Consider the following 13,585-nt stretch of genomic DNA (forward strand, 5'->3'; position numbering starts at 1 on the left):
CCAACGGCTCAGTCACTGGGTGAGGGCTTTCTATACTGAAACCTTACCCACACCCTTGGAGCCACACCATGCGCCGTATTGCCACGTTCCTTGCTACAGCACTTCTCAGCACTTCGCTCTGGGCCATGCACTGCCCGGCGGATATGGCCAAGATCGATGGACTGCTGAAAACCGACCCACCGGGCGATGCCACGGTACTCGCGCAAGTCCAGCAGCTACGCGCCGAAGGCGAAGCCCTGCACAAGGCCGGCAACCATGGCGAGTCGGTCAAGGTGCTGGGTGAAGCGCTGCAGTTACTCGAAGCCAGCGAGTAGCCCGAACCGGCTGAACGTCGAAGGGTTGTTCAAAGCGCCTGTCCCAGCAAGCTAAGCGCCACGCGACGAACCTGAGCCAAGTCAATCGGCTTGGCCAGGCACGCCTGGGCGCCGCGCCGCCGCGCTTCGGCAAACACGGCCTCATCCGCCGCCGCACTGATCACCAACACCGGCACCGCCTGCAAGCGCGGGTTAAGGCGCATCGCATCCAGCACCTGCATGCCGTCGCCATCGGGCAAGTCCAGATCGAGCAATAGCAGGGTCGGCGTGCACTGTTCCAGCTCAGCCAGCGCCCGTTGCACCGAGCCGGCGCCACGCACCTCGGCAAACTCACGCAGGGCTTCCTGAACCACCTTGAGGCAGGCCGGGTGATCTTCCACACACAGCACCTCGGCCAGCTGCTTGGGCTGCGCTGACACGCACGCCATATCAGCAGCAGCCTGCGCTGCGGGCGGCGCAGCGCCGGGCAGGTCGATCCAGAAGCGGCTACCCGTGCCAGCGTTGCTGCTAAAGCCCATCTCGCCAGCCATTAAGGTGGCCAACTCACGGCACAGTACCAGGCCGATTCCGGTGCCAGGAATGTTGGAGTTTTCCCGACCCAGACGCTGGAACGGCTGAAACAGATTGGCCTGCTGCTCGGCCGTCAGCCCCGCGCCGTTGTCCTCAACCCATAACCGCACACAGTTCGAGCGCACCTCGTAGCCCATACGAATCAGGCCCTGCGGACTGTTGTACTTGATCGCGTTGGACAGCAGGTTAAGCACCACCTGGCGCACCCGGCGCATGTCCGCCTGCACGTACAGGCCGGCGTCGGCTTCGGCCAACACCTGCAACTGCAACTGGCGCTGCTGCACTTCCGGCTGCACCAGCTCGGCGCAGCCATGCAGCAGCGCGCCGACTTCCACGGGTTGTAACTTGAGCTGCTGGCGGCGGCTCTCGATGCTTGATAAGTCGAGAATGTCGTCCACCAGTGAGGTCAGATGACGGCTGGCATTGACGATCTCGCGGGCGTAATCGGCTTCCAGCTTGGCCTCGGGCTTGTCCTGTGCCTCCATCTCGATCAACTGGCCAAAACCGTAAATCGCATTGAGTGGCGTGCGCAGCTCGTGGCTCATGCTCGACAGAAAGCGGCTCTTGGCCTGGCTGGCGGCCTGGGCATCCAGGCTGGCGCGGCGCAGGTCTTCCTGCACCTGCTTGAGCCGGGTGATATCCACATGGGTACCGGCCACGCGCAAGGCGCGCCCCTCACTGTCACGCTCCAGCACCTTGCCGCGACTGAGCAGCCAGACGTAGTGGCCATTGGCATCGGCGTAACGGTATTCCGCCTCGAAACGCTCCTCGCCACTGCTGGCGAACAGCTGACGCAGATGGCGAATACGCTCCAAGTCATTGGGGTGCACACGCTGGTTGAACTCACTGAAACTCATATTCGGATGAGTCAGGCCGAAGCGCTTGAGGAAGCGTTCACTGAGGGTGATGCTCATGCTCCGCGCTTCGACCTCCCACAGGCTTTCCGTGGTGTTTTCCAGCACCAGCTGGAGAATCCGCTGCGCCTCCACCCGCTGCACTTCACTGGCCTGCAGCTGCTCACCAGTGTGCTGCACCGCTGCCGCCATGCTCACCAATTCGTCGATCTGGCTACTCGGCGCGGCGGGTTGATAGTTGCCCTGCCCCAGCTCGCGCATCATCCCGACAATCCCATCAATCGGCCGCACCAACTGCTCGCTCAGACGCCGCGAACGCAGCCACATCAGCACAAAGAACAACAGGTAGAACAGCGCCAGGCCGACGATCAGCAGGTAACCGATATGCAGGTAGCGCTCGGCCAGACGATTGGTCTCGCTGAAGATATGCGCCTCATCCACCACCAGCAGCAGTTGCCAGCCGGTTTGCGGAATCTCGCTCCAGGCGATCAGTTGCTTGCGCCCGCCCAGCAGCACCTCCTGCACATTGCCCTGTCCGGCGGCCATGGCCTGTAACAGCGGCTGCATTTCCGCGCGCTTGGTCAAACTGAAGTCTTCGGGCTTGAGCACTTCGCGACGCACCGCCTCGGCATAGGAGTATTCGGTCAGCTCGCGCAGACCGAAATCCTCCTCACCAGCACTCGGCAAGGCCATGATGTTGTGATCACGACTGACCAACATGGCATAGCCCTGCCAGGGCACATCCAGCTCGCCGATCTCACCGAGCATCTGCCCGACCGTGATATCCAGGCCCACTACCCCTTCGAGGAAATCCCCGCGATACACCGGCGCCACCGCCGACATCATCCAGCCCATGCCCGCCGGGTCGAGGTAGACATCGGTCCAGGCCACCTTGCGCTCGGGGTTGTGCTTGGCATCCGCCAGGTAATAGAAGTTGTAATCGGGTATCACCATGTCATGGGGATACTGCTCAGGCGTCATAAAGAAGGGATAGATGCGGTTATAACTGTCCCAGCTATTGAAATAGGCCGCCGCTACGCGCGGGTTAGCCGCCTGGATCGAACGCATAAGGGGATCGAGTTGCGACAGACGCAGGGCCTTGGCGTGGTCCTGCTGGGCCAGCGGCGTGCTGTTGGCATAAAAGGAAGCCGCCCGGCCATCATCGCTACGGCTGTAGAACACCCCGCTCTCAGTCAGCGCATGGCGCTGGCGCTCCAGCGCATCGGGCTGAAACGTAGAGTTATCCAGGGCATTGCGCGCCGCATCACGGAAAATCTGTACCTGCGCCTCCACCGAACGCAGGCGGCCATCGATCACCTGGCCTTCACGCGCCACCGCCGCCGACAAATCTTCCAGCGCGCTCTGCTGCAAATGCTCGATCTGCGCATCGCGAATCGCCGCATTGCTCAGCAGGTACACCGTGATCAACACCGACTCGACCAGAATCAGCGGAATCAGCGCACTCTGCACAAAAGCGCGCCAGATCCACTGACGCAAAGGGTAACGCGACGCGCGCGGCATACGAGAAGTCTCATCAAAAAGACATAGCGAATCTGCAGGATGCAATCATAGCCGGTAAGCCGCATCAGCGTCCGCCCGGCAATTGCCGGGTCGACGCTGTGGAACCTTTGGCGTAAACTCGCGTCCCAGTACCAGCAACACAAGTTTTGGGGCCGATTAGGATTCGACGCCGGTAGCGAAACTTGAGGGGCATGCCGAGTTGGTAACAGAACTCGTAAATCCACTGTTGCAAAACTCTATAATTGCCAATGATGACAATTACGGTGCCCAACTAGCTGCGTAAGCAGCCTAGTCGCACTTCTGGTAGCTTCGGCTCCAGCAATCATTAGGGGATGTCTGTAAACCCGAAATGATTGTCATATAGAACAGAATCGTCGCCTAGTACGTTGTGGACGAAGCGCCTAAAACTTACACAACTCGCCCAAAGCACCCTGCCCGTCGGGCGGCCAAGGGTTAACTCAGTAGACACGGCTAAGCATGTAGAACCAATAGCGGAGAACTGGCGGACGGGGGTTCAAATCCCCCCGGTTCCACCATATCCTTACACAGCGGCCTGATTTCGGGCTTCTGTGCTCAGTACACCGGCCACCTCAGGCCGGTGTGACACTGAGGTGACACATTCATGTGGGGCATCATCTGGTGCCCAGCATGAAACCTTCACCCTCCTACCTGACGCTCAATCGTCATGGAACCTTTTACTTTCGCATTGTGATTCCGCGCTCGCTTCGCGCCGTGCTCAACGGACAGCGTGAAATCAGACGAACCCTGAGAACAGACAGCCTTAGGCTGGCCCGTAGGCGTGCCCGGCAGTATGCTGCCCGCTATGAAGCGGCCTTTGACAGGGTAATACGCGTGCTAGAGCGTGACGAACTAGGTTTCACAGATGCGGACTATGCAGACCTGCTTGAGCTACACCCGGAGCTTTCTTCATCCCTGAAACGGACGGAAACCGAGCAGTTGTTGGACTTCTCAAGCCCGAAGGACGAGAGCAAGCCGGACGAGCCTATTCTTTCCGAGCAGGAAAGCGAGGCCCGCCAGCGTCGCCGTGAAGTTGAACGTCTGCTGACAGGTGCCTATGGCCGCCCGATCCCAATCGACCTAGAGAGCACAGCACAAGACTTGCTTGAACGCTCCCGTACCTACAATCCAACAGAGTTGCGAGCGATTCTGCCAAAGCTACGGGAAGATTTGGCGCGGGGCAGAATTGCTGGTGCTGGTGCTGGTGCTGGTGCTGGTGCTGGTGCTGGTGCGGCGCAGGCATCGCCCCCAACAATTAGCGTTGACCCTGCAATGGCTGGCTGGACGCTTTATCAGGTCTGGCAACACCAGCTTGAGCGGGATAGGGCCGACACCACTGCAAGGGGTGGCCAGGCCAAGCATGGCGGAACGCTGGAAGAGCGCGAACGGCGGGCCCGTTCAATGACCATACTGACGAAGCACCAGCCCGTATGCCAGCTAAGCAAAAATGATTGGCAGGCGGCCTACGACGCCGCACGCAAAGTGAAGTCCGGAGCCAAAGCTTCAATTGACCCGCCGACATCTCTTACCGATTTCGTGACCGAAGACCCGGAGGAGATGGCCGGTCACGAACGGGTAAGAGCTCTCATCGGCTCCATGAAACAAATGCAAGAGCACGCCCGGTTTCTTGACCTGACCACGATCCGAGCAGATGACCTGTTAATCAAGCCAGTGCAGACGCGGGTAACGAAACGAAGTCATGACGGTGTGCCATTTTCGCCATCGGATGTTGAAGCAATTTTCTCCGGTTACATCTACCAAGGTGCTCCGCCAAGCAACAGAACCAAAGCTTACCCTTTCTGGTTCTGGCTCCCATTGGTTGCCTACTTCACTGGTGCCAGGACAAACGAAATAGCCCAGCTCGACACTGCCGACATTCGAGAAATTGAAGGGCACCCTTGCTTCGACTTCTGCCCGGACGACCCGAGAGCCTTTGAGGCAAAACGAGTCAAGACAGAGGAAGCTAGGCAGGTTCCAATTCATCCACGCCTGATTGAGCTGGGTTTTCTTGACTATTTAGATAGCCAGCGGCGCGAACGCCAGAAAAAATTGTTTGGAGATGGTCTCGCCTACCTGCCAGCACGGAGCGAGGAGGTTGACCATAACAAGGAAGGGTGGGCTAAAAGCGCCGGCAAGTTTTTCAATGAAGGCCCGAAAGGCTATTTAGTCGCAATAGGCGTTCACAAAGCAAACGATGGCAAAAGTCTTTACTCGTTCCGCCATACGTTAGAGACCAACTTGCGACACGCTCGGCGTGACGGGGAACGCAAGGCAGGACAGCACATTATTGACTTAATCACAGGCCATGCACCTGAAGAGCAGCTAAATAGCACAATAGACAAAACCGTAACTGATGCAATATCTGGGCGCGTCGCCCAGGATATGGGAGGAATGCATTACGACGGCGGTGCCGCAGTTCGGCACAAGCTGGAAGCACTGAATCTACTGCCAATGCCTGACGCCATTCGGGGGCTCACAAGCTATAAGGTAGATTTTGTGGAGCGATTTGGAGAGACTCTTGTCAAGAGTATAAAAAGCCATCGGAGCAGACGGCCTAGAATAATATGAGTTTTAAAAAAGCCCGCTAACTGGCGGGCTTTATATTTCGAGAGGCAATCCAGATAAATGTCCTGGCAGAAATTACCTTTCCGCCAAATAATGCTTTCCATCCAATAGCTCAATTGCTTTCAAAGCTAAATCGTGCATTAAACAGATAGCTGAATTCTCGTATTCGTTATATTCATTTAGTGTGTTAATTACAATTCCATTGCCGTGCGCAATTTCATTCCTGCGCCCTACCAAAGTTTTTATTCGAGATCGATGATTATTCAGTTCGGGGCAGATTAAGCCAATTCGTAATGACTCGCGCTCGAAAACATTTGGCCAGAGATTACTTTCAGTCTTAAGCCGAAAATCCTCCGGGAATTCTGCATTTTCGGCCAGGATCGCAGCTAGCTCGCCATTAAAAAAGCGCAATAGCGATGCCGCATCCATTCTCCCCCTTAGCTCTTTAAAGTTTCGTTCCATAGCGATCAACGAGAAGTTTTCAGACAGCGCCCCTTTAGGGATTCCCTCTAACTGTATGTGATCAAACACCGTATCCCAGCAAAACTTAGTAAAGCCTTCGTAGTGCGCATAAAGAATAGCCCACATTGCACGTAAGATGCTTTTTCTTGAGACGCTTCCCTCTGGGGCAGTTATAGCTAAGCGCTTAAGAGAGGCTAGTTCTGCCTCTCTCCACTTGAGATCATTTTCAATTGCCTGATCAAAGATCATTATGCAGCCACAATTGCTTGTGCCGTGAGACTAATACGCGCCCTCATTTTCTCTCTGGAGTTTGCGCCTGGCCCAGTGACATTCCGAAATTCATCTCCTTGAATTAATTCAGATACCGCACGCCGCAAAACATCAGGAGCCTTATCTTTGACATTATCGAATTCGGAGTTGAAGGCCATTGCAATGGCTTCAAAATATGCTGGAGGTAGCGAGCCTACAGGCATGTCACCTCTGTAGCGAAGAAATGCAGTATCGCCTAACTTAGACCGAACCAAAGCTAATGTTTGAATAAATGAAACTTCTTCTTTTTCATAATCAAATGGGAGAACCTCAAGCAATATTCCCTCCATGTAATTATCTAACCAGTCTCTTACGCTGCCTTTAAATTCGTTGATGTAATTTTTTACTGCAAAGAAACGCAATACAAGCTCCTCGGCCGCCTTTTTCTCCTTGTCAGGCTGAGATAGATACTCTGCGCACGCAGAAAAATCTTCACTGCCTGATAAGCGAACCAGGAAGTTATAGAAGTTTATGCCAGCCTCACCCACCATCCTTGCAGAGCAATTGCGAATCTCTTGAGGTTCTAGATTAGAGCCTCCGGTGTTTAGGCGCTTAAACATTTCATAACGCAAGAAGCCCTTACTCTGCTTCTTGATTACCACAACCCTTATGGGGGAGCGCTTAAGGCGTAGCCTAAGAGATAAAGGCAATCCGGAGAAAGTAATATTATTAAGCCCGGGAATCAGAGAGCATCCATCCAAAACCAATTGCTCTAAACCAATGCTCTCGGGTTCCATAAACTGAAGAATAGTGCTAACTCTTTGCAGTCCATCAATTAATTCTAGAACACCATCCGGATTTTCAATGACAAAAATCTGCGGCACAGGCAGCTCTAAAAGTATTGATTCAATCAAGTGAGATTTTTGCTGTGTTGACCAACGAAATAAGCGTTGATACTCGGGTTGAATGACCAGCTCTTTATTCACATGCAAGTTTGCAATTTCACCAAAAGTCATATCGAACGAGTCTGTCCGAACCTCGCCAACAGCTGTAGAAATTTCCTCCTCCAGCGAGACATTACTCATCAAAATCTCCATGTTTTCAGCTCAGAGACAGGACTACGGGTAAGTACAATAAGCGCACCGAATGTCCATTTAAAAAACCAAATACCGGCAGATGTTCTACACCATGCCGAATGAATCAACACAGATCATATCCCACTCGCGCGCGGTAAAGGCATTGGCCAGCAGCGAAAAGGCATGCCTAAACGGCTACAGCAATGCAACATCCCCAGTCGCATCAAACGACCATTAAATGATGCCAATAGAACCACCACCAAACCAACACAACAAATTAGCCTTGACGAATTGTTGATACCAGATAACAATGATACCACCTTAAACGATACCGATCTGGAAAGCCTACATGTCCCGCACCTTCCTTTACGCTCGCGTTTCTACTGACGGCCAAACCACCGCAAACCAAGTGCAAGAAATTAAAGCAGCAGGTTTTGACGTTCAGCCTCAACGGGTCGTAGAGGAAGTCATCTCTGGCAGCATCGCTGCTAAGGAGAGGCCAGGATTTCAGAAGCTGATGGAGCGGATGGAGTCAGCCGATGTACTGATCGTCAGTAAGCTAGATCGCCTCGGAAGAAACGCCATGGATGTTCGAACCACTGTTGAGACGCTCGCATCTGTCGGAATCCGGGTCCACTGCCTTGCCCTTGGTGGCGTCGACCTGACATCCGCAGCGGGAAAAATGACGATGCAGGTTCTAGGGGCGGTCGCGGAGTTTGAGCGTGATTTGCTCATTGAGCGCACCCAAGCAGGGTTGCGGCGCGCTAAAGCCGAAGGCAAGCGTCTCGGACGCCCAGAAGCTGTCAAAACCACAGCAGAAGTCCAGCGACTAAAAGCACAAATGCTGAGTCAGGCTGAAGTCGCTGAAAAGACGGGCTTGGGAATAGCGACCATAAAGCGACACTGGAACAAGATCTAGAAAACGCTTGCAAATCAACGATTTATATGATTCACAGATGTAGACGCTAGACGCTAGAGCGCCTATGATGCAAGCACTGCCCGCAGTGGCAGATTAACTATAAACACGACGAGAGAAATCAACCATGACCAGAGCCCTACACCACCATAGGAAGAAAACAGACGATGTCCCTGGAAAATCAAGCGCGTGAGTTCCTCAGCAATCCAATCAACTCGTACCGACGTCTAGCCGAACACCTGAACAACAGCCACCCACGTTCAGACGGCATACGCTGGACAAAAGACTCGGCCTACCACTTCTGCCGTACACACGACATCGCCTCTCGGCGTCGCTGCCGCAGCCAGCCTGCTGCCAGCATCTCGCAACGCAGTCGTAGTCGACAATCCATCGTAACCGCCCTCACCGAAGCGCTCAGGCCGTCTGGTATATGCCTTGAGATGCTCGCTCCTTTTCAAATCGGTGAGATTGCTCGATTTTCTGGCTTTCCAGCAGTAACAGTTGCAAGTAACTGGGACCGCCTAGAAAGCGAGCTACTTGCACTCGCCAAGCTCCCGCCGAAACCAGCCCTGCTACTCATCATTGAAGATGAGGTATGACGATGTCTGGGAAAAAATCTACTCCCGACCAGAGTGCTCAGGCCGTGGTACTCCGCCAAGCCGGCTTCACCCTGCCAGCAATTGCAAGTCGGCTGGGCATCAGCATGAGTACGACACAGCGCATTATTAAGGCGAACAAGGTTGTTGCAGGCTCAACGAAACAAGCCCTCATAGACGAAGCGCGAGAAGAATCCCCCACGCATTGCCCGGCCGGCTCCGAGCTGCGCGCGCACTACGACCAGCAAACCACACGCCAAATCACCTCAACCCTGGAGACTCCCCATGTCTAAATCCGTTGCCGTCAGCCTGTCCGAAACCGCGATCAAGCGGCACGCAGGCGATAGCTCAATCACCCAACTGCGCGACACCCAGCGCCCGCTCCGCTTTCGTTACCGCAAGAACCGCGAGCGCGGCAGCTTCTACGTCGTGACACGCACCCAGGGCAAAGAGCACTGGCACAACCGTTGAGCGAAACGCCGGCACAGCTCGCCTTTGCCGTGTTGGCGGGCGATGAGTGGACCAGCCACGACCTTAGGAAAACCGCGCGTACAGCCTGGGCAGACCTGGGCATTGATTACCTGATTGGCGAGCTGCTGCTGAACCATGCGCTGAAGGCCCTGGACGTGACCTATATCCACACCACGGCCGAGGCACAGAAACGGCAGGCCCTGGAGCGCTGGCATGCCTGGCTCGATGAACGCGGCTTTGCCGCCCTGCACAGTCCGGCCGAGAGCGGCAAAGCCAAGACATAAGCAAGACCGGCTAACCCCGGCCCCTGCCACCCACACCAGAGACGGCGGGGCTGGGCGCCCGGTCAGGAATTGATTACAGGGGAGTCGGTATGAGGACGTGAGCTATCTCTGTGTCGGAACAGTTTTGCTAAATTCTCGACTTACTATCAGGCCATTCAATTTTTCTTAGCTTGGTAATTTCTTTCTGAACAAAATCTGCGAAATCAAAAACAATTTCTGTCTGCGTTCTCTCAATTGCAGCTTTCTGAGCAACTTCCTCGTTTACAAAACCAGGCGATAAGATATTTAGCAAGTTTTCTAGATGCTCTTCGTTAAAACCCTTCTGTGCGAGAATGGACGGATCTTTCGCAGCTCGCTCTGGAAGTGAGGCGATATCTAACGAGGCTTGTTTTTGGGCTTTCTCTAGCCTGGCGACTATGTTGTCTATGGCTAGTGCCAAGTAGGAATTATCGGCAGGACTAAGTATTTCTTCAGACTTGCTTTCTTTGACTCTATCCCTCAAGCATTGCGCTGAATTGATCTTTAGTATGTTGTCGCCAAGCTCGCTGGATTCTTCAGGAGCGCCTGTTTTAGGTGGCTCCATGAGTCCAGAGCAAAATGGTGCGACGTAGGCTATACCTTCGACTATTTCTTGGCGGTCGCGCTCATAAAGCTCGCGACCCTTCGTCTCAAGGTCAAGCGTCGCTGCTTTTAGCTTCTCATTAGTTTCATTTAACTCAAGTTCCCGGCGAGCGATGCTTTCTTCCAGCATCGCAACTTTATACAGAGGTATTACTGTGAAATAAAATACTCCCACCGTAAGTGCAAACAAACCAAACTGTGAAATTTGACTGATTCGCGAAAGCCATATGTCCAGCGCGCTAGTTGCGCTATCAGTTTGCAGTTTTTTAGATTTAGATGAGCCTCTTGGCATGATTTGTATTTTTCTTTGGCGCCGCATGTGGGTTCCTATCCTAGGGTGGGTGGTTGACAGAAACGCTATCAGAAAACCTATTGATAGGTGCAGCTAGCCACCACCGCATCGTCAGCGCCGTAAGCGGACAGACCAGTGGATCCCTCTGGCCATCCATCTGGCGCCTACGGTCGTCAGGCCCGCACGGCTCGCGGATTTTCCGGCCCGGCGAAATCGGCGCCTTTTGTCCACCCTTTTTGGCTATAAAGCAGACAGATCGAACTCCTAACGTGTTGTTTTTCCTCGCGTCCGTCACCTGAAGAAAAGGTGGCAAGGTGGACACGGCAATACACCCCAGAACCTGGCCAGGCACACCACAACCTGCACCGCTACTGGTCCCGGCAAGCCCATGGGGGGGGGTAGCCAAATCCCTGGAGCCTCAAAGACCCAACACCGAACGCCCAGTAGCTTTTACACAGCCGCGAATTAAAAAGTTTCAGCTAGCCCGTCACGGCCAGGGGCTGACAGGTTGCAGCACGCGGCTTGCTGTATCCCGAGCTGTATCCATGCAATCAATGAAACCAATATAATCCTTTAAAATCATAGCCTTGATCGTCTAGTTCAAACGACCCCGGCGGATTTGAACCAGCACTGTGTTGGGTTGTATAGCTACTGGGTAAAAAGTCTTGGGGGCATTAAAGTGCCTATTTTTGATTGTTTCAGAGTCTTTTCGGTATTTAATTGCCTTTTTTATATGGCTTGGATAAGGTTTTGGGCATTAAGTTGCCGGTGACCGCTATGCACAAGCTCACTCTACAAATCTATGCCGGTGGTGAATGGCAGGACGCCATGGGGATTGGTTTCGAGCAGCCTGACCTCGGGTTGGATGGTCCTTGTACGTATGGGTACGAGCAGGGCTATCTAGTGGGCTCCCTCGACTCGATTAGCACTCGTCTGAATGCTGCGGTCAGTGCCACGCTACCCTTGGGTTGGGACTCTTGGCGAAGTAAGCAGGCCCCGGCCTTTCTTTTCGATATTTTGCCTGCCGGTGCGGCGAGACGCTTTTTGCTGAAGCGCTTGAGTGGTGAGCGCCCGGAGGGGATGAGCCTGGATTTGTTTCTATTGGGGCGCTGTACTCCAGCGCCTATTGGAAATTTGCGCATCAAAGAGTCGGCAGACGTTATTGCAGGCAGCCCTGTGTTGGGGTTCACGCGAGACGAAGTGGTCAGTCGCGACTCACGCTTTCTGGAGTATGCCTACGAGCAGGGCGCAGCCATTGGTGGCGCTACTGGAGCAGGCGGTGAAGCGCCCAAGCTACTGTTAACCGAAGATCGCCATGGCGCATTGCACCCCGACGCTGTATTGCCCGATGCAGATGCTGTGCAGCACTGGTTTGTGAAATTCGCCCGCAACAAAGCCAGCCAGACTGATCAGGACATTCTCCGCAGCGAGTACTGCTTCTATCGAGCGGTTCGGCAGTTGGGGCTCGATACCATTGCGGCTGAAGGATTGGCTTTGGAGGAGGGAAAGAAGCCCAGCCTGTGGATGCATCGCTTTGATCGTGGGGTTGGTCCTGCCGGGGTTAATCGTGTCGCTGTTGAGTCGATGTATTCACTGTCGGGCGTAGTCGAAGCTGGCAGCTATATGTCGCATTCGGATGTGCTACGCAACTTGGTTGCGTTATGGCAAAACGTTGGACAGGCCCACCAGGTGGGTGACTTAGTCTTCGAGTACATGCGGCGTGATCTACTGAATCAGATCCTTGGCAATTCAGACAATCATGGGCGAAACACTTCAATCCTTCGGACTGAGCAAGGCGTGAGCCTGGCCCCAATCTATGATCTGGCTCCCATGGTTAGGGATGATGAAGGTGTAACGCGTACAACAAAATGGCCAAAGCAAATTGAGGTGGCCGGTCAGGTCGACTGGCAAGCTGCCTGCAATGAAGCGGCTGAGTGGGTCGAGGCTGATGAGCTATTTCAGCGGCTCAGGGCAGCAGCACAAACATTTCTGGCTTTGCCTGACTTGCTGAGTGCTGATGGGTTGCCCGCAGCGACAATGAACCATCCGCGCATCGCGTTGCGAGATCTGCCTCAACGGCTCAAAAGTTGGGGACTCATCTAATGGACATTCTTGAGCGCGACAGAATTCTCACCGAGCTACAGGAGCAGCTGGCTTCTGGAGACATGACAATCGGAGAGGCCGTGCGGCGATTACGCAAGGACGTGACAGGGTTGCAGCAAGCAAGGTTCGCACAGATGTGTAAGCTGTCCCTGCGGGCTTTGCGGCAGCTAGAGCATGATGAAAGCAATCCGACCGTCCAGACCTTGAATAGCGTGTTTAACCCGTTCGGTATGCAGGTTGGTATCGTGCCAAGAAACTCACGCTGAACGTCGGGAAGCTGCTTGAATTCAGTGGCCGCTACCGAAAATCGGATAGAGCTGTTTGGTAACGCAGGATACATGCCCCCGTCAACCGTGGGATGCGCTGGGAATAGGTGAGAAAGCCTGGGCAATAAAAAAGCCGTAAAGCTATGATTTCTCTAGGCTTTACGGCTTTCTGGTCCTTCCTGAGAAGGGTATTTGGTGGGCTATGAGGATTTAAACCCATGCAGAATCAAAGAAAGCCATCAAGACCTCTTGACGAAGCTCGAAAGGCTCATATAACCGGGATCAGATTGTGAGCAATCCAACATTCAATGAACGAAGCAGATTAAGCCTAAGTCATTGAATGGAGGGGATTAAAGCGTTTTGGATACGCCCCCCGGACCCACCAAATAAACATCTAAAGACGTCCA

General features: G+C 54.1%; 13 protein-coding genes and 1 other RNA gene. 10 read left to right on the forward strand and 4 right to left on the reverse strand.

Going from position 1 to position 13,585, the window contains the following annotated elements; all coding sequences use genetic code 11:
- The first annotated feature begins 68 nt into the window (after positions 1-68).
- Positions 69-314: a hypothetical protein gene (locus tag WA145_RS09100; protein WP_422581271.1), complete on the forward strand. Its 246-nt coding sequence runs from the start codon at positions 69-71 to the stop codon at positions 312-314.
- 29 nt (positions 315-343) lie between these two features.
- Here WA145_RS09100 and WA145_RS09105 read toward each other — a convergent pair whose 3' ends face one another.
- Positions 344-3,259, reverse strand: a complete 2,916-nt coding sequence (locus WA145_RS09105) for an ATP-binding protein (protein WP_422581272.1) — start codon at positions 3,257-3,259, stop codon at positions 344-346.
- 148 nt (positions 3,260-3,407) lie between these two features.
- Here WA145_RS09105 and ssrA point away from each other — a divergent pair.
- Positions 3,408-3,795, forward strand: a transfer-messenger RNA (tmRNA) gene (gene ssrA, locus WA145_RS09110).
- A 112-nt stretch (positions 3,796-3,907) separates the two neighbouring features.
- Entirely contained in the window at positions 3,908-5,845 is a 1,938-nt protein-coding gene (locus WA145_RS09115; protein ID WP_422581273.1) for a DUF6538 domain-containing protein, read from the forward strand.
- 72 nt (positions 5,846-5,917) lie between these two features.
- Here WA145_RS09115 and WA145_RS09120 read toward each other — a convergent pair whose 3' ends face one another.
- Positions 5,918-6,553: an MAE_28990/MAE_18760 family HEPN-like nuclease gene (locus WA145_RS09120; protein ID WP_422581274.1), complete on the reverse strand. Its 636-nt coding sequence runs from the start codon at positions 6,551-6,553 to the stop codon at positions 5,918-5,920.
- Positions 6,553-7,638 carry a DUF262 domain-containing protein gene (locus WA145_RS09125; RefSeq protein ID WP_422581275.1) on the reverse strand — a complete coding sequence of 362 codons (1,086 nt, stop codon included), beginning with the start codon at positions 7,636-7,638 and terminating at the stop codon, positions 6,553-6,555. The genes WA145_RS09120 and WA145_RS09125 overlap by 1 nt, the downstream gene beginning before the upstream one ends.
- 340 nt (positions 7,639-7,978) lie before the next feature.
- On the opposite strand from WA145_RS09125, the gene WA145_RS09130 reads away from it, so the two are divergent.
- The 5 genes from WA145_RS09130 to WA145_RS09150 all read left to right on the forward strand — a co-directional run bounded on the left by WA145_RS09130 (position 7,979) and on the right by WA145_RS09150 (position 9,896).
- Entirely contained in the window at positions 7,979-8,548 is a 570-nt protein-coding gene (locus tag WA145_RS09130) for a recombinase family protein (RefSeq protein WP_422581276.1), read from the forward strand.
- A 164-nt stretch (positions 8,549-8,712) separates the two neighbouring features.
- Positions 8,713-9,144: a hypothetical protein gene (locus WA145_RS09135; RefSeq protein WP_422581277.1), complete on the forward strand. Its 432-nt coding sequence runs from the start codon at positions 8,713-8,715 to the stop codon at positions 9,142-9,144.
- A 2-nt stretch (positions 9,145-9,146) separates the two neighbouring features.
- On the forward strand, positions 9,147-9,434 hold the full coding sequence (locus WA145_RS09140; protein ID WP_422581278.1) for a helix-turn-helix domain-containing protein: 288 nt from the start codon (positions 9,147-9,149) through the stop codon (positions 9,432-9,434).
- Complete coding sequence (locus WA145_RS09145) at positions 9,427-9,612, forward strand: hypothetical protein (RefSeq protein ID WP_422581279.1); 186 nt, start codon at positions 9,427-9,429, stop codon at positions 9,610-9,612. The genes WA145_RS09140 and WA145_RS09145 overlap by 8 nt, the downstream gene beginning before the upstream one ends.
- Positions 9,609-9,896, forward strand: a complete 288-nt coding sequence (locus WA145_RS09150; protein ID WP_422581280.1) for a hypothetical protein — start codon at positions 9,609-9,611, stop codon at positions 9,894-9,896. The genes WA145_RS09145 and WA145_RS09150 overlap by 4 nt, the downstream gene beginning before the upstream one ends.
- Positions 9,897-10,023: 127 nt before the next feature.
- Here WA145_RS09150 and WA145_RS09155 read toward each other — a convergent pair whose 3' ends face one another.
- On the reverse strand, positions 10,024-10,836 hold the full coding sequence (locus WA145_RS09155; protein ID WP_422581281.1) for a hypothetical protein: 813 nt from the start codon (positions 10,834-10,836) through the stop codon (positions 10,024-10,026).
- Positions 10,837-11,586: 750 nt separating this feature from the next.
- Here WA145_RS09155 and WA145_RS09160 point away from each other — a divergent pair.
- Entirely contained in the window at positions 11,587-12,912 is a 1,326-nt protein-coding gene (locus WA145_RS09160; protein ID WP_422581282.1) for a type II toxin-antitoxin system HipA family toxin, read from the forward strand.
- Positions 12,912-13,178 carry a helix-turn-helix domain-containing protein gene (locus WA145_RS09165; RefSeq protein ID WP_422581283.1) on the forward strand — a complete coding sequence of 89 codons (267 nt, stop codon included), beginning with the start codon at positions 12,912-12,914 and terminating at the stop codon, positions 13,176-13,178. The genes WA145_RS09160 and WA145_RS09165 overlap by 1 nt, the downstream gene beginning before the upstream one ends.
- Positions 13,179-13,585: the final 407 nt, after the last annotated feature.

The sequence above is a fragment of the Pseudomonas sp. genome, assembly GCF_049301935.1.
GTDB lineage: Bacteria > Pseudomonadota > Gammaproteobacteria > Pseudomonadales > Pseudomonadaceae > Aquipseudomonas.